General features: G+C 56.9%; 27 protein-coding genes. 4 read left to right on the top strand and 23 right to left on the bottom strand.

All coding sequences use genetic code 11. From position 1 onward, the window contains the following. The first annotated feature begins 32 nt into the window (after positions 1 to 32). Positions 33 to 737 (top strand): Bax inhibitor-1/YccA family protein, encoded by a 705-nt coding sequence (locus CHR62_RS11530; protein WP_093969055.1) that lies wholly within the window; start codon positions 33 to 35, stop codon positions 735 to 737. Here CHR62_RS11530 and CHR62_RS11525 read toward each other — a convergent pair. From CHR62_RS11525 to CHR62_RS11435, 19 genes are all read right to left on the bottom strand, one after another. Further along, entirely contained in the window at positions 669 to 1334 is a 666-nt protein-coding gene (locus CHR62_RS11525) for a PIN domain-containing protein (RefSeq protein WP_233574974.1), read from the bottom strand. The two genes, CHR62_RS11530 and CHR62_RS11525, sit on opposite strands and share 69 nt — an antisense overlap. Beyond that, the gene (recO, locus tag CHR62_RS11520; RefSeq protein WP_093969057.1) at positions 1331 to 1918 is read right to left on the bottom strand and encodes a DNA repair protein RecO; all 588 of its coding nucleotides are present in this window, start codon (positions 1916 to 1918) and stop codon (positions 1331 to 1333) included. The genes CHR62_RS11525 and recO overlap by 4 nt, the downstream gene beginning before the upstream one ends. Further along, positions 1911 to 2798, bottom strand: a complete 888-nt coding sequence (gene era / locus CHR62_RS11515; RefSeq protein WP_123661026.1) for a GTPase Era — start codon at positions 2796 to 2798, stop codon at positions 1911 to 1913. The genes recO and era overlap by 8 nt, the downstream gene beginning before the upstream one ends. Further along, on the bottom strand, positions 2795 to 3550 hold the full coding sequence (gene rnc / locus CHR62_RS11510) for a ribonuclease III (protein WP_093969059.1): 756 nt from the start codon (positions 3548 to 3550) through the stop codon (positions 2795 to 2797). Before rnc ends, era begins: the two co-directional genes overlap by 4 nt. Beyond that, a complete protein-coding gene (gene lepB, locus CHR62_RS11505) occupies positions 3550 to 4437 on the bottom strand; it encodes a signal peptidase I (protein ID WP_093969060.1) in 888 nt (295 codons plus the stop codon). Before lepB ends, rnc begins: the two co-directional genes overlap by 1 nt. Positions 4438 to 4459: 22 nt before the next feature. Continuing rightward, positions 4460 to 6253, bottom strand: a complete 1794-nt coding sequence (gene lepA, locus CHR62_RS11500; protein ID WP_093969552.1) for a translation elongation factor 4 — start codon at positions 6251 to 6253, stop codon at positions 4460 to 4462. Between the two features lie 118 nt (positions 6254 to 6371). Next, positions 6372 to 7856 carry a Do family serine endopeptidase gene (locus tag CHR62_RS11495; protein ID WP_370318061.1) on the bottom strand — a complete coding sequence of 495 codons (1485 nt, stop codon included), beginning with the start codon at positions 7854 to 7856 and terminating at the stop codon, positions 6372 to 6374. Between the two features lie 25 nt (positions 7857 to 7881). After that, on the bottom strand, positions 7882 to 8892 hold the full coding sequence (locus tag CHR62_RS11490; protein ID WP_158213989.1) for a MucB/RseB C-terminal domain-containing protein: 1011 nt from the start codon (positions 8890 to 8892) through the stop codon (positions 7882 to 7884). A gap of 8 nt (positions 8893 to 8900) precedes the next feature. Continuing rightward, on the bottom strand, positions 8901 to 9392 hold the full coding sequence (locus CHR62_RS11485; protein ID WP_123661025.1) for a sigma-E factor negative regulatory protein: 492 nt from the start codon (positions 9390 to 9392) through the stop codon (positions 8901 to 8903). A 10-nt stretch (positions 9393 to 9402) separates the two neighbouring features. Then, complete coding sequence (gene rpoE / locus CHR62_RS11480) at positions 9403 to 10005, bottom strand: RNA polymerase sigma factor RpoE (protein ID WP_123661024.1); 603 nt, start codon at positions 10003 to 10005, stop codon at positions 9403 to 9405. Next, entirely contained in the window at positions 10002 to 10463 is a 462-nt protein-coding gene (locus CHR62_RS11475) for a protein YgfX (RefSeq protein ID WP_123661023.1), read from the bottom strand. The genes rpoE and CHR62_RS11475 overlap by 4 nt, the downstream gene beginning before the upstream one ends. Then, on the bottom strand, positions 10447 to 11676 hold the full coding sequence (gene fabF / locus CHR62_RS11470; RefSeq protein WP_093969066.1) for a beta-ketoacyl-ACP synthase II: 1230 nt from the start codon (positions 11674 to 11676) through the stop codon (positions 10447 to 10449). The genes CHR62_RS11475 and fabF overlap by 17 nt, the downstream gene beginning before the upstream one ends. A 146-nt stretch (positions 11677 to 11822) precedes the next feature. Then, a complete protein-coding gene (acpP, locus tag CHR62_RS11465) occupies positions 11823 to 12062 on the bottom strand; it encodes an acyl carrier protein (RefSeq protein WP_093969067.1) in 240 nt (79 codons plus the stop codon). Between the two features lie 179 nt (positions 12063 to 12241). Then, positions 12242 to 12979 (bottom strand): 3-oxoacyl-ACP reductase FabG, encoded by a 738-nt coding sequence (fabG, locus tag CHR62_RS11460; RefSeq protein ID WP_370318059.1) that lies wholly within the window; start codon positions 12977 to 12979, stop codon positions 12242 to 12244. Positions 12980 to 12984: 5 nt separating this feature from the next. After that, complete coding sequence (gene fabD / locus CHR62_RS11455) at positions 12985 to 13917, bottom strand: ACP S-malonyltransferase (protein WP_123661022.1); 933 nt, start codon at positions 13915 to 13917, stop codon at positions 12985 to 12987. Positions 13918 to 13957: 40 nt separating this feature from the next. Then, entirely contained in the window at positions 13958 to 14944 is a 987-nt protein-coding gene (locus CHR62_RS11450; RefSeq protein ID WP_093969070.1) for a beta-ketoacyl-ACP synthase III, read from the bottom strand. A 9-nt stretch (positions 14945 to 14953) separates the two neighbouring features. Further along, entirely contained in the window at positions 14954 to 16036 is a 1083-nt protein-coding gene (gene plsX / locus CHR62_RS11445) for a phosphate acyltransferase PlsX (RefSeq protein WP_093969071.1), read from the bottom strand. 41 nt (positions 16037 to 16077) lie between these two features. Further along, entirely contained in the window at positions 16078 to 16260 is a 183-nt protein-coding gene (rpmF, locus tag CHR62_RS11440) for a 50S ribosomal protein L32 (RefSeq protein WP_093969072.1), read from the bottom strand. Positions 16261 to 16317: 57 nt separating this feature from the next. Next, entirely contained in the window at positions 16318 to 16854 is a 537-nt protein-coding gene (locus CHR62_RS11435; protein WP_123661021.1) for a DUF177 domain-containing protein, read from the bottom strand. A 215-nt stretch (positions 16855 to 17069) separates the two neighbouring features. Between CHR62_RS11435 and CHR62_RS11430 the strand changes: the two genes are divergently transcribed. Both CHR62_RS11430 and CHR62_RS11425 read left to right on the top strand, forming a co-directional pair. Continuing rightward, positions 17070 to 17654, top strand: a complete 585-nt coding sequence (locus CHR62_RS11430; RefSeq protein WP_093969074.1) for a Maf-like protein — start codon at positions 17070 to 17072, stop codon at positions 17652 to 17654. Next, positions 17651 to 18364 carry an SAM-dependent methyltransferase gene (locus CHR62_RS11425; protein ID WP_123661020.1) on the top strand — a complete coding sequence of 238 codons (714 nt, stop codon included), beginning with the start codon at positions 17651 to 17653 and terminating at the stop codon, positions 18362 to 18364. Before CHR62_RS11430 ends, CHR62_RS11425 begins: the two co-directional genes overlap by 4 nt. A 23-nt stretch (positions 18365 to 18387) precedes the next feature. Here the strand turns inward: CHR62_RS11425 and CHR62_RS11420 are convergent, their stop codons facing one another. From CHR62_RS11420 to CHR62_RS11405, 4 genes are all read right to left on the bottom strand, one after another. Further along, positions 18388 to 18984, bottom strand: coding sequence for a sulfite oxidase heme-binding subunit YedZ (locus CHR62_RS11420; RefSeq protein ID WP_123661019.1), 597 nt, complete (start codon positions 18982 to 18984; stop codon positions 18388 to 18390). A gap of 84 nt (positions 18985 to 19068) precedes the next feature. Beyond that, entirely contained in the window at positions 19069 to 20019 is a 951-nt protein-coding gene (gene msrP, locus CHR62_RS11415) for a protein-methionine-sulfoxide reductase catalytic subunit MsrP (RefSeq protein WP_123661018.1), read from the bottom strand. A 36-nt stretch (positions 20020 to 20055) separates the two neighbouring features. After that, positions 20056 to 20730, bottom strand: coding sequence for an HAD-IA family hydrolase (locus CHR62_RS11410; RefSeq protein WP_093969078.1), 675 nt, complete (start codon positions 20728 to 20730; stop codon positions 20056 to 20058). Next, complete coding sequence (locus tag CHR62_RS11405) at positions 20727 to 21695, bottom strand: RluA family pseudouridine synthase (RefSeq protein ID WP_199722932.1); 969 nt, start codon at positions 21693 to 21695, stop codon at positions 20727 to 20729. Before CHR62_RS11405 ends, CHR62_RS11410 begins: the two co-directional genes overlap by 4 nt. A gap of 498 nt (positions 21696 to 22193) precedes the next feature. On the opposite strand from CHR62_RS11405, the gene CHR62_RS11400 reads away from it, so the two are divergent. Continuing rightward, the gene (locus CHR62_RS11400; RefSeq protein ID WP_123661017.1) at positions 22194 to 25277 is read left to right on the top strand and encodes an Rne/Rng family ribonuclease; all 3084 of its coding nucleotides are present in this window, start codon (positions 22194 to 22196) and stop codon (positions 25275 to 25277) included. Positions 25278 to 25337: the final 60 nt, after the last annotated feature.

The following is a 25337-nucleotide window of genomic DNA, read 5'->3' as shown; positions in this document are numbered from 1 at the left end:
TTGTTTTATCTGTTTACCTTAAAGGATCAACCATGAGCGACTTTCGTCAACCCTCATACGCCGAGCAGCAATACGGCGCAGCCGCAGAGGTTGTGCGTAATCGCGTGTTGCGCAATACCTACTGGCTGCTCGCGCTGTCATTAATCCCCACCGTACTGGGTGCATTCGTTGGCCTGACTACCGGCATCAACAGCGTCATGGCGGCCAGCCCCGGCATGAGCGCCATCTTGTTCCTGGTAGGCGCATTCGGGCTCATGTTCCTTATCGAACGCAACAAGAACAACAGCATGGGCGTTGCCCTGTTGCTGGCCTTTACATTCTTCATGGGCATCATGCTGTCGCGCCTTATCGGCTTTGTATTAGGCATGGGCAATGGCGCACAGCTCATTATGCTGGCGTTTGGCGGTACTGCCGTTGTATTCGGCGCCATGGCCTCGGTAGCCAGCACTACCAAACGCGACTTTTCCCACCTGCAAAAGTTCTTGTTCATTGGTGTCGTCGTGCTGCTGGTTGCCTCGCTGGCCAACATCTTTTTGCAGTTGCCAGCGCTGGTTCTTACCATTTCAGTCATGGCAATCGGACTGTTCTCGGTCTTGCTGCTGGTCGACCTGCAACGCATCATTCGTGGCGGCGAAACCAACTACATTTCAGCCACGCTGGCGGTCTACCTAGACTTGTATAACATTTTCGCCAACTTGCTCATGCTGTTGGGCATTGTCGGCGGCGATCGCGAGTAACCGTCTTAGCCGAAACAAGCGTTCACGCTTAAGCACTTCGTCAATCGGGCCGGACACCCGGCCCACCGCCTCGAAGTCACCTTCTATTTTCAGCAACGCCGACGCCACAGCGTCGGCGTTTTGCTGCCAGCATCGAGTCAACAGCTCATCTGGGTCGAGCAATGCCAACCCAAACCCCCTCAGTTCGGCCCGGTTAAAGTCTTTGATATTACGCGTCACGACGGCGATATTGACAGGGCCGGTACGCTCACGCACTTTACGGGCTGCCGCCACAACATGCCAGTCTTTAGGGTCACTACGCTTTAACCCCTCTTTAAACTCGCTGACGTCACCCTGATCGGCATCGGGATACGCCACTTGCAAGTCGCCCCACTGCGCCTGAATATCTTCGAGGCTGGCTTCCCACAAACGCGCCGCATTACGGCACCACTCGTCCCCAATAACCGGACTCCACGCGGGTCGAAACAATCCGCTGTCAACCAAACGGAGCAGCATACGACGCACGACGTTGGAAATGAGTACGCAGGTATCAATGACAATAATGTCAGGCAAAGGCTTGGCCAAAGCGGGCGACACATTTGAAACTGAAAGACTCACAGTCGCTGCAGCTCCATCAGTACTTTTCGCGTGCGCAATGGCCTGCCTGACAACAATTCATCCAGCCGTTCTCGCAGACTTTTGCGCAGCTCGGGCTCGAGCGCCGGGTCGTTGAAATCGGGAGGAGATTCATCCAGGCCATAACCCGTTTCTTGCAACAGCACCCATTCGAACCGACGCAAAGCGGCAGCTGCGCCGCCACCGGCGGCCAACTGAATCAGCGCAGCATCGTAGGCATCGTAAAGCATCGGATGAGGGTCTTCGCGTGGCAACAACCTAAGCACCAATTCGTTCAAGTACCAGGCCGACATGAAGGCGCGACCGGCCAACGGCCTGATACCCAGCGTCTCGGCCCGCGTCAGTGTTTTAACCTCGCCAGCGCCCGTCCAGGAGAGCAGCAGCGGTTGAAACCCCGTCAATACGGAACGCAATGTCGAATAAGGTCGTTTCGCACCCTTTGCGACCAGGGCAACTTGACCATGGTCTCGCGAAAAAACCTGTATTAATAAAGACGTTTCACGCCACGGTGCGGCGTGCAATAAATACGCAACGGTCTCGTTGACCCGCGTACTTCGCTTACTCATACCCCAGGTCGCGCAGAGCGGCTTCGCGATCAGACCAGCCCTTTCGCACTTTGATGTAGATTTCGAGGAACACGGGCTTATCGAGCAGCTTTTCGATGTCTTGACGGGCCTCGGTTGCGATGCGCTTCATGTGCATGCCGCCAGCACCCAGCAAGATAGGACGATGACTTTCACGCTCGATGACGATACAGGCCGCCACCTTGACCGCGCGGCCCTCTTCTTCCCATTGCTCGATGACGACAGTACAACCGTAAGGCAGTTCGTCACCCACCAAGCGGAATATCTTTTCGCGAATCAGTTCGGCTGCAATGAAGCGCACTGGCCGATCGGTCAGGGCGTCGGCTTCGAACATGGGTTCGCCCTCGGGCAAACGCGTAGCGATCTCATCGAGCAAGGTGTCGAGCTGAACGGACTTTACTGCGCTGACCGGCACCACCGCCGCATAAGGGAACAACGCAGTCAGACGACTGACGAACGCAAACATCGCGTTTTTGTCTTTGAGGCTGTCTACTTTGCTGATGACCAAAATCGTTTTATTGCCTTTGGGCAACAAAGGTAGAAGTTGTGCATCACCTTCTGACCACTTGCCCGCTTCGACGACGTGCAATACGACATCAACGTCGGCCAGTGCCTGGGTAACCACACGATTCATCATCCGGTTCATGGCGCCGCCATGACGCGTCTGAAAGCCGGGCGTGTCGACGAAAACGAACTGCTCTTGTTCGCGCGTTAGCACACCGTTAATGCGGTGACGCGTAGTTTGCGCCTTACGCGAGACAATGGAAATTTTGCTGCCGATCAGGGCATTGGCCAGCGTCGACTTACCGACATTCGGGCGACCGACAATAGCGACGAAGCCGCAACGAAAGGGAGTGCTCATTTATTTTCCTGTGGTACGGCAACGGGCAACGACAATTGTGTATTTTTACGAGCGCGTCGACTACCGCCCTTGGCCGGCCCCATGGCTTGGATAAGCGCGATGATTTCGGTAGCGGCCAACTGTTCAGCAGCTCGACGGCTGGTGCCCGAAGCTGAAACCTTCAGGTCGAGCTTGGGGACGGCGCATTCGACGTCGAACATTTGACTGTGTGCCGCACCGCGCGTGGCCACAACGGTATATTGCGGCAGGTCGAGCTTGCGCCCTTGCAACAGCTCTTGTAGCAAAGTTTTGGGGTCTTTCCCCAGTGTTTTGGGGTCAACCTTGGCCAACAAAGGGGTGTAAAGCCGCGATATCACTGATTGTGCGGCGTCAAACCCGCCATCCAGAAACACCGCGCCAAAAATCGCCTCGAGTGCATCAGCCAGAATCGACGGCCGGCGAAACCCGCCACTTTTTAACTCGCCCTCGCCCAAGCGCAAGAAATTGGATAAATGCAGTGATTGAGCGATTTCGGCCAGGGACGACTGCTTAACCAAATTGGCGCGTAAACGTGATAAGTCGCCTTCGTCGACTTTGGGGAAGCGATCGAAAAGCAAGGCCGCCACCACAAAGTTGAGCACCGAATCACCCAGGAATTCGAAGCGCTCGTTGTGGCGCGCATTATGGCTGCGATGCGTCAGCGCCTGATCGAGAAACGCCTGGTCGTTGAAACGATAACCCAGCGCCGATTCGAGGTTAGCCAGAGATGTCATCAGTTAAACCGGCCAATGCGAGCTAGATCGCCGAAATTCATCCAGATAAAGAAGGCTCGGCCCACGATGTTCTCGTCGGGTACAAACCCCCAGTAGCGGCTGTCGAGACTGTTGTCACGGTTATCCCCCATCATGAAGTAATGCCCTTCGGGAACCACACAGCGCATGCCACCCGGAAAATACCCGCACTGGTCGCGATAGGGGTAGTCGGAAATGGCGGACAAATCTTGGTATGCCCTTTTATTTAACAAGATTTTATGGTCTTTGGCACCCAGTTTTTCGATGAACTGGCTGATATAGGCCGAACGATCAGGCTCGTAGTAGTCGCCATCACGGACCAGCGGTACTTCTTGCCCGTTGATGAACAAGGTTTTGTTCTGGTAGACCACCTCATCACCGGGCAAGCCCACCACACGTTTAATGTAATCGATGTTCGGGTCTACCGGATACCGGAAAACAACGACGTCACCGCGCTGGGGAGATCCCAGCTCGACGACCTTTTTGTCGACGACAGGCAGGCGAATGCCGTATTCGTACTTGTTGACCAGAATGAGATCGCCGTTTTGCAGCGTCGGGAGCATCGACCCGGAGGGGATGCGAAACGGCTCGACGATGAAGGAGCGCAGTACAAACACGAACAGAATAACCGGGAAAAAGCTGACGCAATATTCTATAAACCAGGGCACCCGGTGCGCCTTGTCGTAAGCCGCCTGACGCAAACGGGCCGCCTCGATCGAGCCCACTCCTGTGGGGGCCGCATCGTATACCGCCATTTCAGCTTCGGCACGACGCCGACGACGGGCACGAAGATAAAAGTAGTCGGTTGCCCAGACCACACCGGTAATCACCAGCAACACAAATAAAATTAGTGCGAAATCCCAGTTCATTGACCTGCTACCCTTGCGTTCATTATTTGTCTTCGACTTGAAGGATGGCCAGGAAGGCCTCTTGCGGGATTTCTACGTTGCCCACCTGCTTCATTCGTTTCTTGCCAGCCTTCTGCTTCTCGAGCAATTTCTTTTTACGCGAGATATCGCCGCCGTAACACTTGGCCAGCACGTTCTTACGGAGCGCCTTGACGCTTTCCCGGGCGATGATTTCGGAGCCAATGGCCGCCTGAATAGCGATGTCGAACATTTGCCGCGGGATCAGGCCGCGCATTTTGCTGCAGACCTCACGGCCGCGATAACGCGCATTACTGCGGTGAACCATCATGGACAAGGCATCTACCCGGTCGCCGTTGATCAGCAAATCGACACGCACGACATCGGACGCCCGGTACTCTTTGAACTCGTAATCCATAGAGGCATAGCCGCGTGATACCGATTTAAGACGATCGAAGAAATCGAGCACGATTTCAGCCAACGGAATTTCGTATGTCAGATGCACCTGCCGACCATGGTAGGTCATGTCGAGCTGCATACCCCGCTTGTTGTTGCACAGCGTCATGACCGGACCAACATAGTCTTGCGGCATGAACAAAGTGACTTTGACGATAGGCTCGCGGATTTCGGCAATGCTGCCGACCTCGGGCATACGCGACGGACTTTCGATCATGGTGACTGAACCGTCGCGCTGCTCGACCTCGTAAACCACCGACGGCGCGGTGGTGATGATGTCCATGTCGAACTCGCGTTCGAGGCGCTCTTGCACGATTTCCATGTGCAACATGCCCAAAAAGCCGCATCGGAAACCAAAGCCCAAGGCTTGCGACACTTCAGGCTCGAACATCAGGGCCGAATCGTTCAGCTTGAGCTTTTCGAGGGAGTCACGCAATTGGTCGTATTCACTGCTTTCGACAGGGTAAAGCCCCGCGAAAACCTGAGGCTTGACCTCTTTGAAACCCGGTAACGGTGACGCAGCCGGACGGCCAGCCAGCGTGACGGTATCGCCCACCTTGGCGTCTTCGAGCTGCTTGATGCCAGCAATGACAAAGCCCACTTCGCCCGCCGAAAGCTCGGTACGGGGCAACGATTTAGGCGTAAAGACACCCACCTGCTCACACAAATGGGTGGCGCCGCTGGCCATGAGCAAAATTTTGTCTTTCGGGCGCAGCACCCCGTTGATGATACGCACCAGCATGACCACGCCCACGTAATTGTCGAACCAAGAATCGACAATCAGTGCCTGTAGAGGTTCGGACGCGCTACCTTTTGGCGGCGGCACCTTGGCCACAACCATTTCAAGAATTTCGTCGATCCCCACGCCGGTTTTAGCGCTGGCCAATACGGCTTCAGACGCGTCGATACCAATGACGTCTTCGATCTCTTGACGGGCCGATTCAGGGTCGGCCGAAGGAAGATCCATTTTATTCAAAACGGGCAAGACCTCGACGCCAAGCTCGATCGCCGTGTAGCAATTGGCCACCGTTTGCGCCTCGACGCCCTGAGACGCGTCGACGACCAGCAGCGCACCCTCGCACGCCGACAGGGAGCGGCTGACCTCGTAGGAAAAGTCGACGTGGCCCGGGGTGTCGATGAGGTTCAGGGCATAGACCTTGCCGTCTTGCGCCTTGTACTGCAACGATGCCGTCTGAGCCTTGATGGTGATCCCACGCTCGCGCTCGATATCCATTGAGTCGAGCACTTGCTGAGACATTTCGCGGTCTTGGAGCCCCCCGCAACGCTGGATCAGGCGGTCGGCCAGAGTGGATTTGCCGTGATCGATGTGGGCGATAATTGAAAAGTTGCGGATGTGATCCATAAACCAGCAGAAAGTGAAGTTGCCTTGAGGCAAAGGTTTGAAGAAATAATAAGTAAAAGAGGAGCGCATGTTGCGCCCCTCTGGGTACCACTAACGCATTTTAGCTGTTTTATGCGCTTTATTTTGCCGGGGTCACAACCACCCACTGCGATTGCCCGCCACGCTGGACCAACAACGCCGCAGCACGCGATTTATCGAGCCCAGACACCAGTTTGGCAAACTGCTCTGGATCTTTGACGTCGGCGTCGTTGAGGGTAAGAATGACGTCTCCTGGGGCAATGCCGGAAGCAGCAGCAGGACCACTTGCGTCGGTAACCAGTACACCCGAACGTACTTTCTCTCGTTCTTTGACATTGGCCGGGACGGCAGTGACTTTCAGACCTAGCGCGTCAGCAGCAACGGCATCGGACTTGGCGGCCGCCTGATCGGGTGCTGGCGCTTCGGCTTCGAATTCGCCAACCTTCACACGCAATGTGACTTCTTTACCTTTGCGCCATACCTGCATGTTGGCGCGTGTGCCCGGTTTGATGCTACCGACGACACGCGGCAGGTCAGACCACTGCGTGATTGGCGTAGACTCGAAACGTGTGATGACGTCGCCAGGCTGGACACCCGCCTCGGCGGCAGGGCCTCCCTCTTCAACATTGCTGACCATTGCGCCTTCGGCTTTAGGCAGGCCAATGGCTTTGGCAACCTCTTCGGAGACCGGGCCAATTTGTACACCAATGCGGCCACGCGTGACTTTGCCATCGGCTTTGAGTTGCTCGACAATGCGCATGGCCTCGTCGATAGGAATGGCCAGGGAGATCCCCATAAAGCCGCCGCTTTGCGAAACAATTTGAGAGTTGATGCCAACGACATTACCGGCCAGGTCGAGCAACGGCCCACCTGAGTTACCGGGGTTGACGGCAACGTCGGTTTGAATAAAGGGCAAGTAATCGCCAGTATCGCGGTTAATCGCGCTGACAATACCCGATGTTACTGTCGATTCGAGGCCAAACGGCGAACCAATGGCCAACACCCACTGACCTTTGCGCAGGGTTTTAGAGTCGCCGATAGGCAATGGCTTCAGGCCGGTGGCTTCGATTTTGATCAGGGCCACATCGGTGCGTGCATCGGTACCGACGACTTTGGCCTTGTATTCTTTGCCATCGGTCATGGTTACAAAAATACCGTTGGCGCCTTCAACTACGTGCGTATTGGTCAGAATATAACCATCTTGGGAAATAATGAACCCGGAACCTACGCCACGCGGCACCTCGCGCTGCTGCCCTTCGGGTGCAGGTGCGGGCGCATTGCGCTGCCGGCCGCCACCCGGAGGAGCGACGTCAGGGCCAAAAAACCAGCGGAACATTTCGTAGGGGTCGTTACCGGGCCCCATCGGCGAAGAACGCACCGCTACGTTTTCTGTAGTGCGGATATTAACGACCGAGCCCTCGGACTTGGCGACGACCTCGGTGAAATCTGGAACGGACAGCACCGGCACATTGGATTGCGCCTGCGCTTGCGCCTGAACGGCATGACCTGCAAATGCAACAACGCAAGCGGTTGCTGCAGCAAACACGAATCGCTTCAACGAACTGTCGGCAGTAGTTGAACGGATCATGGAAACTCCTTTGAAGTTTGATTTATTGTTGCCCGCCGGCCGGCGCAATAAACTGTGTTTGCTCGGCGACGGCTTGCAAAGTGGCAACGGGTACTGCACCCAATGCGGTCAGCCAGTAATCGCCGATACGGGTAGCAAAAACATTGATAGCCCCGTTTTTACGTGCGCCTTTTGACAGACTGCGTGTTGTACGTGCAGCTTCGAACGGCTCGATGAAGACCGAAATTGCAGCCAGGCCATCGGACAACACCAAATGCTTTACTGCTTCGCCGGACTTCATTGGACGGGAAATCTGGGTGGCAAACTGAAATCCCGGAGGGGTGTGGATCCGCCACCCCAACTGGGACGCATCGATATTGTGCGTGGCGATTTCAACCTGTTTCCAGTTGCCCGTGTTCCAGGAAGAATGCAAGTGTTCGGAAGATACTTTTTCGCCCACCTGCAGCATGGTGAATGCAATTTCATCCACAATCGTCAAGCCGTTTACCGTTTGAGCCTTGACGAGTAAATTAGTTTCACGATCGACGCAAAATTTATACCCATAGCGATCGGGCGTTTTGGGATTAACGTGCACAACCGTGCAATCGCGGCCAGCAACCCGACTGGGAAGGGCATCGCGCATGAAGTCGTAGTGCCCCATAAGATGACCGGTGTCGCCCAAGAACATCCCGGGGAAACGATCGGTACGCGCCTCTTCGACGAGTACCAATTGCTTTTCGGGAATAAGACAATACAGGGTATCGTTATGACGAATGAACTCGCGCGGCTTGCCGTCGAGCACCTCAAGACGTTCGCGCTCACCCGTGCCGTCGACCACATGCGTGATACGTGACGACTGCATCGCACCATTATCTTGATAGGTAAATACGCCCGCGTAGTCGGTGGTTCGGGCAGCCTCTTGGGCTTGCTTAAGCAACGCGATGACTTCGTCTGTGCTGGCTGGTGTCGACTGAGCTGCAGCAACCCCGACCATGCAAAAGCTAGCCAACACTACAGAAAAAGCCCTTAACCAATGAACGGGATGTCGCATCATGCACGCAGTCATCGGGAGTGAGCCCCCCCGTCGAACGACACCTGACGAATAGGATTGACACCCGCGAACTGCCTGTGTGCATCGACGTAGTCGCCCAGACTGCCGTCGTCGGTAGAAGCCAGCACAGTCGCCGCAGGCACCGACGTAGCCGGCTGCTGACCAACGAAATAAGGGATGGTGACCCAGACGACGGTCGCAACGGCTGCAGCCACCGCAAAACCCGACAAACCCAGACGAGCGCCCGAGACTTTACGACGCGACGCGACAATAGGCGGCTCTTCGTCGATAGCCTTTGACAGCCGCGCATAGAAGAGATCGGACGGCTGTACGGCAAGCTCTTTGCTTCGCATGACATCGCCGATGAGATGATAGGTATCCCAAACCTGACGGCCATAAGGGGTATCGATATCATCGGGACGAATTTCGCCCTCGCCGTCTACCCAGGCCGAAATACTCTCTTCCCAGACTGTTTCGTTATCAGAGCGCGTCTGAACTTGCATATTCAACTCCTTACCACCGTTGCCGGTCGCCGCCGGCCTCTAGAACGGGGCGCAATTGCGCCGCGATTGCTTCGCGAGCGCGGAAAATACGCGAACGCACCGTACCTATCGGACAATTCATGGTTTGGGCAATGTCTTCGTACGTCATGCCTTCAATCTCGCGAAGCACAATTGCCTTACGCAGATCTTCGGGTAGCGTGTCGATGGCGGCGTTAACTGTATCGACCACCTGACGACTAGCCATTAAAGATTCTGGCGTACTGATATCGGTTAGGTTGTCGATTTGGTCAAAAGTTTCATTGTCTTCGGTTTCGACTATGCTCGACCCCATTGGACGCCGGTGATTGGCGGCCTGCCAGTTACGCGCCGTATTAATAGCAATACGATACAACCAAGTATAGAAAGCGCTGTCCCCACGAAACTGCGGTAAGGCCCGATAAGCCTTGATAAATGCTTCTTGGGTAACGTCTTCGACTTCGGAGGGTTCGCGAACCATGCGCGACAACAAACGCATGATTTTGCGTTGATATTTCAGGACCAGCAGATCAAACGCACGTTTATCGCCCCGTTGCACACGGGCGACAAGATCGGCATCGACATCTCGCTCGCTCACACAGAACTCCTGGGTTCAGAAAACTGAAGATCTTGGGCGACCAGCAGACATAAGCGTTGCCACGAATGCGGCCCCAAAGTAGCCTTGAACAGGGTGATTTCGAGGGCCTGTGACGGCCCAGTAGGCGACAGGCCGTGAAAGCCCAGCGTTAAAAAAGCGGGCCCAAGCCAAGCACGGGACAATGACAAAGCGCAAGGTGCGCCAGCGCCCGCCTGATAAGACCACCCAGCAGGCGTGTAAGCCAGCTGGCCTCGGGCTAGCAAGGCATGTGCTGCCCGCGTACGCCGCCAGACCAGTAAAAAAACAGCCACAAGAGACATCAAGGCCCAATGCACAAGCCCCAACGCCATTGTGGCTGTCCCGATCATGAGCGCAGCGAACGACAATAGCCCGGCCGAAGGCCGGACCCGCCATGACAGCGGGCCTTGGGCCATAAAGACGTTAGACGCGGCGAACAATCATGGACCCGTTAGTGCCGCCAAACCCGAACGAATTGGACAACGCAACATCGATACGCATCGGGCGAGCCTGATTGGCGCAGTAATCGAGATCACATTCCGGATCTTGATTGAAGATGTTGATTGTGGGTGGCGAAACCTGGTTATACACAGCCAGCGTCGTGAACACGGCCTCGATACCACCTGCGGCCCCGAGCAAATGACCCGTCATGGACTTGGTGGAGTTGACGACCAGCTTCTTGGCGTGATCACCGAAAGCCAGTTTCAGTGCGACCGTTTCATTCTTGTCGCCTAGCGGCGTTGAGGTGCCGTGTGCATTAACGTAGCTGATTTCGTCGAGGTTGATACCGCCGTTACGCAGCGCCATGACCATGCCACGCCGAGGACCGTCGCTGTCGGGCGATGTAATGTGGTGCGCATCGGAGCTCATGCCGTAACCGGAGAACTCGCCGTAAATGCGCGCGCCGCGCTTGCGTGCGTGCTCGTATTCTTCGAGGACCAGAACGCCCGCCCCTTCGCCCAGCACGAAACCGTCACGGTCGACATCCCAGGGGCGAGAAGCCGTTTCGGGGTCGTCGTTACGAGTGGACAGCGCACGCATGGCGGCAAAGCCACCAATGCCCAACGGAGATACTGTTGATTCGGCACCGCCAGCGACCATGACGTCGGCGTCGCCGTATTCGATAAGACGGGCCGCATCGCCAATGGAATGCAAACCTGTGGTGCACGCCGACACGACCGCATAACTTGGACCTTTGAGCCCAAGCATGATCGACAACTGGCCGGACACCAGATTGATAAGGGAGCCGGGGACAAAAAATGGCGAGATACGGCGTGCGCCGCGTGCCAGGTATTCGGCTTGCGTTTCTTCGATGCGGGGCAACCCGCCGATACCGGAACCCACAATGACACCAATGCGGTCGGCATTGGCTTCGGTGACTTCGAGTCCGGCATCTTGCCAGGCCTGCACGCCGGCCGCCACGCCATAATGGATGAAGGTATCCATTTGCTTGGCTTCTTTGGCCGTCATGTATTGAGTGATATCGAAGTCTTTGACTTCGCCAGCAATTTGCGCGTTCAGGTTCGAGGCATCAAAACGCGTTACCCGGCCGATACCGGAACGCCCATTGACAATGTTGTCCCATGCGCTATCGATATCGTTACCCACAGGCGAAATAATGCCCAGGCCGGTAATGACGACACGTCGCTTCACGGATGACTCCTAAAAATAAAAAAGCGGTTTAAAGGCAACGCATTGCAGCACTGAACATGCCCTGTAGGGATATGTCGGTACAACACGTTTTCTAGAAACCGCCCTGGCAATGCGCGCTTGAACGACACCTTGCCGACTCGTTGAAATTATTCTTTGCTGTGTGACGTAACGTAGTCAACAGCTTGCTGAACCGTCGTGATCTTTTCAGCTTCTTCGTCTGGAATTTCAGTTTCGAATTCGTCTTCAAGTGCCATCACGAGCTCGACCATGTCGAGTGAATCGGCACCGAGGTCGTCAAGGAAGGAAGATTCGTTTTTGATCTCGGCTTCGTTGACGCCAAGTTGTTCAGCGACGATCTTCTTGACGCGCTGTTCGATGCTTTCCATGCAGATCTCCAAGTGGGGAAAAAGTCCCGCGAATTATAGCCAAACGTTTAGGAAATACGTTGTGACCATGACAAAAAAAACAGTGTTTCCGGACTAAGGCCGCATTATGCAATGCATGCTGCGGGTTGTCATATAGGGAACACCTCTAACAGGAACAGGATTTTACCCTGTTCGGGTAATTACATGTACATGCCGCCGTTGACGTGCAGCGTGGTACCCGTGATGTACCCCGCTTCGGGCGCCGCCAAAAAGCCAACCGCATTAGCGATATCGGCCGCGGAACCCAGCCGTCCCAACGGAATTTGCGTGAGCAAAGCCGCCGTTTGAGCCTCGCTGAGCGCACGAGTCATGTCGGTTTCGATAAAGCCGGGAGCAACACAGTTAACTGTAATATCGCGACTGCCCAGCTCGCGTGCCAGGGCGCGAGTCATACCCGCCACACCCGCCTTCGCGGCCGCGTAGTTGGCCTGACCCGGGTTACCACTTGAGCCCACGACCGACGTAATATTAATGATGCGTCCCCAACGCGCTTTCATCATAGGTTTGATGACGCCGCGGCACAAACGAAACACAGAGGACAGGTTGGTGTCGATGACGGCAGCCCAATCGTCGTCTTTCATGCGCATGGCCAGCGTATCGCGCGTAATGCCAGCGTTATTGACCAGAATATGAGGCCCGCCGTCTGCGGCCAGATCGGCCAGCAAGGCGTCGCAGGCCGCAACATCGTTCACGTCGAGCGCAACACCACGCCCCCCCGAGGCCGACAACATCTCGGAAATGGACGCAGCACCGGATTCGGACGTTGCCGTACCAACGACAATGGCACCGCGCGCTGCGAGTTCAAGGGCAATGGCCTTGCCAATGCCGCGTGTGGCGCCGGTAACAAGTGCGACTTTGCCTTCGAGTGATTGGGTCACGATGATTATCCTTGTAGTGTCTGCAACGCAGTTTCGAGCGAAGCAGGGTCAGTAATGGCCAACCCAATCAGATCGCGATCGATACGTTTGGTCAGCCCGTTAAGCACTTTGCCCGGACCGCATTCTACAACGTGGGTCACGCCCTGAGCTTTCATCGCCTGGACAGTTTCAACCCATCGTACGGGATGCCATGCCTGGCGAACCAGTGCGTCTTTGATCTGAACAGGCTGCGCAGGCATAGCTACGTCAACATTATTAATAAGCGGAATGACTGGGGCGTTAACTGTGACGCCATCAAGGGCCGACTGCAACACCTGAGCCGCCGGCCGAAGCAGGCTGGAATGGAACGGTGCGGACACAGGCAACACCAGCGCGCGCTTTGCACCCGCTTCACGGGCCAATTCGCATGCACGTTCGACAGCCGCCTTGTGGCCGGCGATGACGACCTGCGCGGGGGCATTGAAGTTGACGGCTTCAACGACTTCGCCCTGCGCGGCGCGCTGGCAAATATCGCGAACGACGTCGTCGTCAAGCCCCAGCACGGCAGCCATGCCGCCGGTACCCACCGGCACTGCAGCCTGCATGGCGTCGGCACGAACACGCACCAAACGCACGGCATCGGGCAGCGACAACGCCTGGGCTGCCGTCAAGGCGGAATATTCGCCCAGACTATGGCCAGCGACAACGGCAGGTTGAATACCGCCGGCCGCTTGCCAGGCCCGGTAAACGGCAACAGCCGCAGCCAACATGACGGGCTGCGTATTGGTTGTCAGATTAAGAGCATCGGCAGGGCCCTGCGCAATAAGCGCGGCCAGGTCTTGACCCAGTGCATCGGATGCTTCGGCAAGCGCCGATTCGACCGCGGCGTTACCCGCCCAGGCGTCCATCATGCCAACCGACTGCGACCCCTGGCCTGGAAATACAAATGCGACTTTCATGTGAGTTGTCTCGGAGTTCTTGAAATATTTGGGCGGAATTTTACATGCGGGCCAGCACGGAACCCCAGGTGAACCCACCCCCGACGCCCTGCATCAGGACGAGATCGCCCGACTTGATGCGGCCGTCGCGACGTGCTGTATTAAGGGCCAACGGCACGCTGGCGGCCGACGTGTTGGCGTGCTGATCGACGGTAACCACCACTTTTTCAGGCGCAATCCCAAGTTTTTTGCCCAGAAAATTGATGATACGGATGTTGGCCTGATGGGGCACCATCCAGTCGATGTCGGACAATTGCACACCCGATTGTACGCATACGTCTTGTGCAGACTTCGACAGCGCATTGACAGCCATTTTAAAGACCGCCTGACCGTCCATGCGCAAGAACGGGTCGCCCACCACTTTGCCACCACAGACATTCCCGCTGGCATTGAGGATGCCGGCCTGACTACCGTCGGCATGCAGTTCGGCGCCGATGATCCCAGGGGAGTCGGAGGCCTGCAGCACAACAGCCCCAGCGCCGTCGCCAAACAGCACACAAGTTTTCCGGTCATTCCAGTCAAGAATATTTGAAAAGACCTCGGCACCAATAACCAGGGCAGTTTTGGCCCGCCCGGCCTTGATAAAGGCGTCGGCTGTAGTCAACGCATACACAAACCCGCTGCACACGGCCTGCACATCGAACGCCGCGCCCCGGCGAATGCCGAGGTTGGCTTGCACAATGCACGCGGTGCTGGGAAAAATGAAATCGGGCGTTGAGGTTGCCAGAATAATGAGATCGACATCGCCGGCCGAAATGCCTGCATCGTCCATTGCCATTTGTGCCGCACGGGTGGCCAGCGCGCTGGTGCGCGTGTCGGCGTCAGCTAAATAACGCTGGCGAATCCCGGTGCGCTCGATGATCCACTCGTCGGAGGTTTCGACCCCCCGGGTCGCGAGCTCGGCGGCCAAATCGTTGTTGGTAACCACGCGGGGCGGCAAATAGCCCCCCGAACCCGTAATCTTGGCAAAAGGCATATTGGCTTCCATGAGGAAATACTAGGCAGCGCGACCCGGAATATCGCTGGATGTCGCGCGCTGAAGGGCTTCGGCTTCTTGAAGGCTACGGCGCAAATCGTGGATAGCCGTTGTAGTACCGTCGAGCAACCGATTGTGCACGGCCTCGCGCGCACGCTGGAGCGCACACCCGAACGCGTAGACGTCGGCAGAGCCATGGCTTTTAATGACGATGCCCCGCAAACCGAGCAACGCCGCACCGTTATAACGGCGGTTATCGACTTTGCCACGAAAGCGGTTAAGCACTGGTGACGCCAGCAAGCCGGCAAACATAGACAGCGGCCCGCTTTTGAATTCGGCTCGCATCATCGCACTGACCATGCGGGCCAGGCCCTCCATGGATTTGAGCACGACATTGCCCACAAAACCGTCACAGACAATCACGTCGACAGTACCTTTGCAGATATCGTCGCCTTCGACATTGCCGTAGAAGTTCAACCCACTGTTACGCAACAGCTCGGCAGCCTGCTTGACGACTTCGTTGCCCTTAATGACCTCTTCGCCGATGTTGAGCAACCCGACGGTAGGCTGCGGCCGACCGTAAAGCGCACTAACCAGCGCAGAACCCATAATGGCAAACTGGAGCAAATGCTGGGCCGTGCAATCGACGTTTGCACCCAGATCGAGCATGGTCGTCGCCCCACCCTTTTGATTGGGGATAGAGGTGGCGATTGCAGGCCGATCGATACCGTCGAGCGTTTTGAGCACGTACCGGGAAATCGCCATCCAGGCGCCCGTGTTACCCGCTGAAATACAGGCATCAGCCAGGCCGTCTTTAACAGCCTGGACCGCAACCCGCATCGAGGAGTCTTTCTTGCGTCGTAGCGCGACCTCGACGGGATCGTCCATAAGAACGACTTCTGAGGCCGGCAAAATTTGGTACCAGTCGGCTTGGGCACAACCCATGTGCGCAAGCTGGGACTGGATAGCCGACGCATCGCCAGCGAGCAGAAAGCGGGTGTCGGGGTAGCGTTGGGCAAACTGATACGCGGCTGCGACAGTTACCGGCAAACCGACATCACCGCCCATGCAATCGATGGCGATTCGGATATTGGATATCGACATTAAGCTCGCAATCTGGAACAGATCGCAAATATCAACTTAATTTATTCGTCGTTTTTGGTTTTGAGCACTTTACGACCACGGTAAACGCCGTTGGGGCTGATGTGGTGACGCAAGTGCAGTTCGCCCGTTGTCGGCTCGATGGCGGTAGGCGGGTTGGTAAGAAAATCGTGCGAACGATGCATACCGCGCTTGGACGGGCTCTTTTTGTTTTGCTGAACGGCCATGATGACTCCTGAAAGCGAGGGACCGCAAAATTGAACCCTCGAGGGTTGGTTTCAAAACTAGTGTTTCTGTTTTAACTGCTCAAGCACCGCGAACGGTGATGGGCGGGTATCTTCTGGTACAGGCTCGGGCGCTACAGGAACAGCCACTGCCGACGGACAAATTTCGTGCCGAGGCACGTAGGGCACCGCCAGAATGAGCTCATCTTCGATAAACGACAAGACATCGAAACGACGCCCTCCAAGCACACGCTCGGGAGCGTCATCGTCACCTTCGTCGTCATCGAGGTCAGATTCGCGCGACACAACCTGCACGCGGTTACTCACATTGACATCGAACACAAAGGGCTCGAGACAGCGCTGGCACTGCAAAACAGGCTGCGCCTTAAGGGTAACCAATAAAAACGACTGGCCACCAGAATCGCGCGCACCTTGCAAAGACCACGTCACCCAGCCATCTGGCTGCTGCGGCAGACCCTCGCCAAACCGACCAAAGGCCCCAAGGCTGGTACGCCCGCTAAGCTCGGTACCCAGGCGAGTAAACTCGGCGGTGTCGATATACCGACCAGCTTCGCCAGCGTTTAACGTGTTTACCATGCTGTGTTCACCCTGGCTACCAGGCAATTAATCTGTACCTAAACAGCCGACAAAATTACGTTTGGCCTTATCGCCGCAGCATTAACTTTGGTGCCAGCTTGTAGCACCCGTTTTTGCCGCAGTTTTGTTGCCAATACTTTTGCCTGCCAAGAAAACATTAGATAATACCGCTTTACCGCTATTAGCGTCAAACACTTCGCAGGCCTGACTTCACTATGCGTCTTATTCTGGCATCAAGCTCGCCCTACCGCAAAGAAATGCTTGGCCGACTGGCCCTACCCTTCGAAACGCGCTCTCCCGACGTCGACGAAACGCCACACCCAGGCGAGCCGCCCGCCGAGCTGGCCCTGCGCCTTGCTCAAGTGAAAGCGCAAACCGTTGCTCAACAGATGCCTGGGTCGGTTGTTATTGGCGCCGACCAGGTCGCTACCTTCGATGGCAACCCTATCGGCAAGCCCGGTTCATTCGATAACGCCCAAGCACAGTTGCGCTTGCTTAGCGGCAAAACTGTCGAGTTTCACAGCGCCTTGTGCGTCACCGACGGCCATCGCGTCTTACTGGAAGATATCGTCACGTATTGTAAGTTCCGAACCCTGACCGACACCGAAATCGACACTTACCTGCATCACGAACAACCTTACGACACTGCCGGTAGCGCCAAGGCCGAGGGCCTGGGCATTGCCCTGATGGACAGCATGCAATCAGACGACCCCACCGCAATTATCGGGCTGCCGCTTATTGCGCTGACGCGCATGTTACGCTCTTTTGACATCAACCCTTTAACTTCTGCCACATTGTGACTACAACACGCACCCTGCACCTAATCCCGGTCAGCCTGGGTGAAGCGCCAACTTCACGCTGGTTACCCAACGACGTACAAGCGCTGGCGGGGCGACTCGACACCTACATTGCAGAAAACGCCAAAACAGCACGCGCTTTTCTGAAACAGGTGGGCACACAGCGCCCACTGCAAGACATCACTATTCACACACTGGCCAAGAACACCAGCGCGGATCAAATCCGCCAGTGGCTCAAGGCCGTGCCCGAAGATGGGGAAATTGGCCTGGTCTCGGAAGCGGGCTGCCCTGCCGTCGCCGACCCCGGCGCGCAGGTGGCGGCTGTTGCCCATGCCATAGGCATGCGCGTCGCGCCCTGGACGGGGCCATCGTCTATTTTGCTGGCGTTAATGGCCAGCGGGCTCGACGGCCAACGCTTTGCGTTTCATGGTTACGCCCCTGTCGACGCCGGGCAACGCGCCCGTCAGCTCAAGCAATGGGAATCAGAGTCACAAAAACAACACCAGACCCAACTACTGATCGAAACCCCGTATCGTAACGACGCCATGTTCGAAACACTGGTCCAGACACTTAAGGGGTCGACACGACTGTGTGTTGCGCGCTCGGTATCCACCGACCATGAATGGATCAGGACCAAAACCATTGCCGACTGGAAATCGTCGCCCAAACCCGAGCTGAACCGTCAACCGACACTGTTTCTTTATCTGGCCTAGGGCAAGCCGCAACGGCACCCACGTTAAGGCCGGCGACGGCTGGTTCCCGTGGTTTTTATCGCCACAAAACGTGTTGCCAGCAGCACGACAAACACGACGATGTAAACCCATACGTCGGCAAAATCATTTTTGCCGGCACGCACCAACCAGAAGTGCCAGAGGGATAGCGCAACGGCCGGGTACACCAACCAATGGAGCCGTCGCCAGTTGCGCCCCAGGCGCCGAACCCAGGCATTGGTCGAGGTCAACGCCAAAGGCGTTAATAACACGACAGCCACGACCCCGACCGTAATGAACAGACGGGTGACGATATCAGCCCACATCGCCGACAACGACCACCCCTGCTCCCACAGCGCCCAAGCCAGCACATGCAGCACTGCATAAAAGTAGGCAAACAGGCCCAGCATGCGACGATGGCGCAATAGCCAGGACCACCCTAACCACCGCTGCGCCAGCGGCGCGGCCAGAACCAGGCACAACCCGACCAATGCCCACTCTCCGGAAGACCGGGTCAGATATTCGGGCGGGTTGGCCGTCAGGCGATCGACAAAGCCCAAGACGACCCAAAACCCCAGCGGGTACAGGCAAAACAAAAACACCAGGATACGGGACAGCGGCATCTTCAGCCCTCAAGGTACCAGGTTGAACACTGCAGAGGAACACCTATGCACAACGGCGCGCTTTTAAGATCGCGGCGGAACCGTTTAGTAGTTGCGCGCAAGGTCCATCCCGCCATACAGGCTGGCCACCTGGTCGGCGTAACCATTAAACATGAGCGTGGGAACGCGCGGCGCAAAGAAGCCCGCCCCAATTCGACGTTCAGTCGCCTGACTCCAGCGGGGATGGGCTACTTCGGGGTTCACGTTGGCATAAAAGCCGTATTCGTGAGGCGCGATCTTGACCCAACTGGTCACCGGCTGCTTTTCAACCAAACGAATCTTGACAATAGACTTCCCGGATTTAAATCCGTACTTCCAGGGAACTGCCAGCCGGACGGGCGCGCCGTTCGACGTCGGCAAGGCTTTGCCGTATACCCCAAACACCAACATAGACAGCGGGTTCATCGCCTCGTCCAGGCGCAAAGCCTCAACATACGGCCAATCGATAATACGATCGGCCAGACCAGGCATAGTCTCGGGTTGAACGACCGTCACAAACTCGACATACTTGGCATTCCCTGTCGGCTCAACCTGTTTCAACAATGCTGACAACGAATAACCATTCCAGGGGATCACCATAGACCACCCCTCGACACAACGCAGGCGGTAAACCCGCTCTTCAAGAGGCGCCAGCGCCATCAAGGCATCGAGGTCAAATGTCTTGGGGCGCAAGACTTCGCCCTCAACAGTCAGTGTCCAGGGCGCGGACTTGAAGGCCCCGCCGCGCGCATCCGGGTCGCCTTTACCCGTCCCGAATTCGTAAAAATTATTGTATGTGGTGACGGCGGTCTCGGAAGTCAGCTCGGCGTCGACGGCATAGTCGGGGTTGCGCTTCCCCCACTGCGGCGCTGCCAAAGCCAGGCCCGGCAAGGCCGAACCCGCCAGCGCAGGTAAAGCAAGGCCCCCGGCCTTTTTCAGCCATTCACGTCTAGCACGCCATACCGACTCGGGTGTGATTTCGCTGGAAGGAACAACAGGAATCTTGAATTTGGACATGATCACTACCTCGTGAGGACGCGGCAGTGAGCTTCACTAGTCACACCGCATCGCTGGAACGACTCGGCCGGAGAGCCAGTCGTGCATTTCTGTAACACTATGGACGAGCACCGTGGGATTCGCCGATTGCAACGTGGGCAAATCGTGCGCCCCGTAACTAACAGCAATACTGTCGACCCCGGCGTTGTGCGCCATTTGAACGTCGTGCGTTGTATCGCCAACCATCAGCACACGCTCGGGATCGAGCGACAAAAATCCCATAATGTCGTGCAACATGCCTGGATGGGGTTTGCCATGCGATTCATCGGCACAACGCGTAGTATCAAAATACTCGCCCAAACGCGAAGCAGCAAGAACCCGATCGAGCCCTGTTCGACCTTTTCCGGTCGCCACAGCCAGTTTGACCCGCTGTTCACGCAAAACGTTCAACAGCTGAGGCACCCCGTCAAACAAAGGCGTTTCGCGGTCGTGCTGAAAAAAGTGATGCTTGTAACGCTCGACAAAGTGCGGCAGGTCATCGGCGGAGAGATCGGGCGCCACATGATAGAGCGCACTTTCAATAGATAACCCGATCACCCAGCTGGCCTGGCGGCGGTCGGGCACCGGCAGTTGCATATCGGCGCACGCCAATTGAATGGCACTGACAATGGCGTGGGTCGAATCCATCAGGGTGCCGTCCCAATCGAAGATCACGGCATCATATTGCTTCACGACTGTTGCTCCAGGTAAGACAAAATTCGCTGACACTCAGGGGGTAACGGCGAGGACAGGGCCAGCAACTCGCCGGTTAGCGGGTGGGGGATGTCCAACCTGTAGGCATGTAGAAACATGCGACCAAACCCCAAACGGGTGAACTTATCGCGAACCTCGTCGGGCCCGTATTTATCGTCGCCCACAATAGGAAAGCCTGCTGATGCCAGGTGCACTCGAATTTGGTGGGTACGGCCAGTTCTAAGTTCAGCTTCGAGCAGAGAATAACGACCCAAGCGCCTTTGTAACGAAATAATAGTGTGCGCCGGTTTTCCGGCTGGGTCGACCCGCACCCGCCGCTCGCCCGATGCGGTCAACCACTTGAGCAGAGGCTGACGTATGTGCTGCCGATCGTTGACCCAGTCGCCTGACACCAGCGCCAAGTAACGTTTACGGCCTTTACCCTCACGCATCATCTCGTGCAGGGCCACCAACGCCGAACGCTTCTTGGCGATCATCAGCAGCCCGGAGGTTTCGCGATCGAGACGGTGCGCCAACTCAAGCAGGCGCGCATCGGGCCGCGCGGCCCGCAGTTGCTCGATAACCCCGAACGACACCCCGCTGCCCCCGTGCACAGCCACACCTGAAGGCTTATCGATAACCAGCAAGGCGTCGTCTTCGAAAACCACCGGAAACTGACACGGCGGTACTGCCCGCGGCGCATTGGGCGCGGGCATCCGAAAAGGCGGAACACGAACCGTATCCCCCTCGACAAGCCGGTAGTCGGACTGTATCCGTCCTTTGTTCACGCGTACTTGACCGTCGCGTATGGCTTTGTATATGTGGCTTTTGGGCACGCCCTTACATATACGCAAAAGGAAATTATCAACGCGTTGGCCGACCTGTTCGGAGTCGATCAGCAGCATTTGAACAGCAGGGGCAGGAGCGTTTGTGTCTGAGGGTTTGCGCATATGGAAAAGCAGCATATAATCATGCCAGCCTGTAGAAGCTGGGTATCTACCTGCGTAGAGATGCAATGGATGCGTCTCCGTGGGTATAGAAGAACATATTGTACTGCCTTGACACTCAGCTTCTGGGCCATTTGGTCGCCGGGGCAATCTCCCACCGGAACAATGGTGCAGCACAAAACCCATTGCCACCCCGGGGGTGCTTGCCAACCGCGTGCGACGCTGTCGTCTTTGCTAAGTCTAGTCATAAAGTTTAAATGCACCAGGCGCAAGTACAAATCTGCGCCTGCTGTTCCCAGCAATCTATTCGTCAACCACACACCATTGTGAACCTGACCTCCCTGCTGACTGAACCTCGTGCCCAATGGCACGCTGTGCCTGCCTGATGACCAAGGTGGGTACCCTCTGACATTTGTTCAGCCCGGCCCCCTTAAAGCAAATTCCAGCGTCTCACACCGAGTGGTCCAAGGTCGCGCGTCCTGACAAGACGCGTCATGACTACGGAGAAACACACTCATGAAACGCATGTTATTTAACGCAACGCACCAAGAAGAGTTACGCGTTGCGATTGTTGATGGTCAAAAACTCATTGACCTCGACATTGAAACCGCCGGGCGCGAGCAGCGCAAAGGCAACATCTACAAAGGGGTTATTACCCGCATCGAACCCGGCCTTGAAGCCTGCTTCGTCAGCTACGGCGAAGATCGCCACGGCTTCCTGCCCTTCAAAGAGGTTGCCCGCAGTTACTTCAAAGAAGGGGTCGATGTACGCACTGCGCGTATTCAAGACGCACTGACCGAAGGCCAGGAACTGATCGTTCAGGTCGAGAAAGAAGAGCGCGGCAATAAAGGCGCTGCCTTGACCACGTTTATTTCGCTGGCCGGCCGTTACCTGGTGCTCATGCCTAACAACCCCCGTGGTGGTGGCGTGTCGCGCCGTGTCGAGGGTGAAGACCGCCAAGAGCTGCGCGACACCATGGACCAGCTCGATGTCCCACAGGGCATGAGCATCATCGCCCGTACCGCCGGCATCGGCCGAACCGTCGAAGAACTGCAATGGGACCTGTCCTATCTGCTGCAGCTCTGGAGCGCCATCGACACCGCCGCACGCGAAAACGCTGCGCCCATTCTTATCTATCTCGAATCCAGCCTGGTCATTCGGGCCATTCGCGATTACTTCTCCCCGGACATCGGTGAAATCCTCATCGACACCGAAGAAATTGCCGAGCAAGCCACCGCCTTCATGAGCGTGGTCATGCCCGACAACGTCGGTTGCGTCAAAATGTACCGCGACGACATACCCCTGTTTTCGCGGTTTCAAATCGAACATCAAATCGAAACTGCGTATTCACGCACGGTTCAGTTGCCCTCGGGCGGCTCTGTCGTTATCGACCACACCGAAGCGCTCGTCGCCGTCGACGTCAACTCCGCACGCTCAACGCGCGGCGCCGACATCGAAGAAACTGCATTGCGTACCAACCTTGAAGCGGCCGACGAAGTAGCCCGCCAGTTGCGCTTGCGCGACCTGGGCGGCTTGATCGTCATCGACTTCATCGACATGGAAGACAACAAGAACCAGCGCGCCGTCGAACAGCGCCTGCGTGATGCGCTCCATTTCGATCGCGCCCGCGTCCAAATGGGCAAAATTTCGCGTTTCGGCTTAATGGAATTGTCTCGCCAACGGCTGCGTCCTGCCCTGAACGAAGGCTCGCACGTTACTTGCCCGCGCTGCAACGGCACCGGCGTCATCCGCGACGCCGAATCCAGCGCATTGCACGTCTTGCGACTGCTGCAAGAAGAGGCCATGAAAGAAAACACGGCCGCCCTGCATGCGCAGGTGCCCGTCGAGGTGGCCACGTTCCTGCTCAACGAAAAGCGCAACGACATCACCAAGATCGAGAGCCGGCTCAAGGTCAATCTGGTCCTGATCCCCAACAAAAACCTCGAGACGCCACACCACCACATCGAGCGCCTGCGTCACGACGATCCACGCCTCGAATCGTCAGCCAGCAGCCTCGACCTGGTCCAGACGCCCGAAACCGACGTCACCTGGCAGCCCAGCAAAGCCGCCGAAGCCAAGGCCCGCCCCGAAGCGATTGTCAAAAGCATTACGCACGCACAACCTGCGCCGGTTATTGCCGCACCTGAACCCGTTGCAGCACCCGCTGCAGCTCAAGGCGCAGCATCAGCTACTGGCTTGTTCAAGCGCTTCATGAACTGGCTGACAGGCGCCAGCGCAACCACCGAGGCCTCGACCGCCCCAGCCGCAACCGAAGAAAAACCTTCGGCAAATCGTAATGGCGGTCAACGCGGCAATCGAGGCAACCAAGATCGCAATCGCAATCGCCGACGCGGCGGACGCAACCGCGACGCCGACGAAGTGGTCGCCGAAGGCCAGCAGCGCAAGCCACGTCAACCGCAAGAGCCTCGTGAAAAGGCTGTGGCAGAAACAACCGCTGCTGTAGTTGCCGTCTCCGAGGCACCCGCAACTGCAGTTGAAGGCCAAGAAGAGCGTACAGGCGCACGTCGTGGCCGACGTGGTCGTGGGCGCAACCGACGCGATCGTGCGACCGAAGGTAATGTTGCAACAGACGATATCGCGGCCCAAACGGCTACCGATGTCGAAACGACCGAGACGACGCCACCTGTCACGTCATCCGCTCCGGCTGCTACGGTAATCGCAGAAGCCCCCGAGATGCACGATGCCGATGAAGACCAAGCCATTTCATCGGATACCGATGCCGACGCGGCTGAAGGGGAGCAAACCGAACGCAAACGCCGTCGCCGTCGCAGCCGCCGTGGTCGCCGTGGCAACGAAGCCGGTCGCAACGAAACTGGTACAGACGCCGACAATAGCGCCGATGACGATTCAGCCGACGACGAAGCACCGGCCGAAATTGCAGCCAACGCCCTGGTCGCCTCACGCCCCCAGGCCGGAGCAACTGCAACGGTAGCCGCTGCAACCTACATCGAGCCCGTATTCGGCGCTGACCTTGAGACTATCCAAGCCAAAGAACTGGTCGACCTGAGCGCCCGCGAAGCCGAACAGGCAGAAGCTGCCAAAGCGGCGGCCGAAGCTGTCACAGCACAGGCCGTTTCTTCGGCAACACCGGCTCAAACCACGCAGGTTGCCGAAGCGCCGGCAACCATAGCGCCTGTCGCCACAGAAGCGGTTGCATCAGAAGCGGCCGTCGCCGTTGCTGCACCATCGCTTTCCAATGCTATTGAAACAGCGCCGATGGCAGCTACCGAAGCCGCAGAAACGGCCTCGGCAGCGTCCACAGCGACCCAGGCCGATGATGCAGTACCTGCGCCAGCTTCATCCACTGAGCCGACCCCGGTCGAACCAGCGCCTGTAGCTACCACCCAGCAGGCAGCGACAGCACCCGCAACGCAAGTAGCTCAGCAAGCCCCTCAAGCTTCGTCCAGCGACAGCGTTCAAGCTGCCATTGCGTCATCCGGCTTGCAGCTGGTCGAAACCCGCGCCGATGTGCCAACGACTCAAGTGCCCGCCAGCGCGCCACGCCTAGGTCGTGCACGCAAGCCCGCGCCTAAAGTCGAACAAGCGCCCCTCGAGCAGGTGGAAACGCAAAACAGCTGATCTGCTCACCAGCGCTGATCGACAGCCGTAAAAAAACCCCGAAACGTTGTTTCGGGGTTT

The sequence above is a fragment of the Pusillimonas sp. NJUB218 genome, from assembly GCF_003788685.1.
Lineage (GTDB): Bacteria > Pseudomonadota > Gammaproteobacteria > Burkholderiales > Burkholderiaceae_B > Neopusillimonas.
The sequence above is the reverse complement of the archived record's forward strand: the minus strand, read 5'-3'. Positions and strand labels throughout refer to the sequence as shown.

Coding starts and splice junctions, on each gene's coding strand:
- CHR62_RS11530 (WP_093969055.1), top strand. CDS start 33: ATGAGCGACTTTCGTCAACCCTCATACGCCGAGCAGCAATACGGCGCA.
- recO (WP_093969057.1), bottom strand. CDS start 1,918: ATGAGTAAGCGAAGTACGCGGGTCAACGAGACCGTTGCGTATTTATTG.
- era (WP_123661026.1), bottom strand. CDS start 2,798: ATGAGCACTCCCTTTCGTTGCGGCTTCGTCGCTATTGTCGGTCGCCCG.
- rnc (WP_093969059.1), bottom strand. CDS start 3,550: ATGACATCTCTGGCTAACCTCGAATCGGCGCTGGGTTATCGTTTCAAC.
- lepB (WP_093969060.1), bottom strand. CDS start 4,437: ATGAACTGGGATTTCGCACTAATTTTATTTGTGTTGCTGGTGATTACC.
- lepA (WP_093969552.1), bottom strand. CDS start 6,253: ATGGATCACATCCGCAACTTTTCAATTATCGCCCACATCGATCACGGC.
- CHR62_RS11490 (WP_158213989.1), bottom strand. CDS start 8,892: ATGATGCGACATCCCGTTCATTGGTTAAGGGCTTTTTCTGTAGTGTTG.
- CHR62_RS11485 (WP_123661025.1), bottom strand. CDS start 9,392: ATGCAAGTTCAGACGCGCTCTGATAACGAAACAGTCTGGGAAGAGAGT.
- acpP (WP_093969067.1), bottom strand. CDS start 12,062: ATGGAAAGCATCGAACAGCGCGTCAAGAAGATCGTCGCTGAACAACTT.
- fabD (WP_123661022.1), bottom strand. CDS start 13,917: ATGAAAGTCGCATTTGTATTTCCAGGCCAGGGGTCGCAGTCGGTTGGC.
- CHR62_RS11450 (WP_093969070.1), bottom strand. CDS start 14,944: ATGGAAGCCAATATGCCTTTTGCCAAGATTACGGGTTCGGGGGGCTAT.
- plsX (WP_093969071.1), bottom strand. CDS start 16,036: ATGTCGATATCCAATATCCGAATCGCCATCGATTGCATGGGCGGTGAT.
- rpmF (WP_093969072.1), bottom strand. CDS start 16,260: ATGGCCGTTCAGCAAAACAAAAAGAGCCCGTCCAAGCGCGGTATGCAT.
- CHR62_RS11435 (WP_123661021.1), bottom strand. CDS start 16,854: ATGGTAAACACGTTAAACGCTGGCGAAGCTGGTCGGTATATCGACACC.
- CHR62_RS11430 (WP_093969074.1), top strand. CDS start 17,070: ATGCGTCTTATTCTGGCATCAAGCTCGCCCTACCGCAAAGAAATGCTT.
- CHR62_RS11420 (WP_123661019.1), bottom strand. CDS start 18,984: ATGCCGCTGTCCCGTATCCTGGTGTTTTTGTTTTGCCTGTACCCGCTG.
- msrP (WP_123661018.1), bottom strand. CDS start 20,019: ATGTCCAAATTCAAGATTCCTGTTGTTCCTTCCAGCGAAATCACACCC.
- CHR62_RS11405 (WP_199722932.1), bottom strand. CDS start 21,695: ATGCTGCTTTTCCATATGCGCAAACCCTCAGACACAAACGCTCCTGCC.
- CHR62_RS11400 (WP_123661017.1), top strand. CDS start 22,194: ATGAAACGCATGTTATTTAACGCAACGCACCAAGAAGAGTTACGCGTT.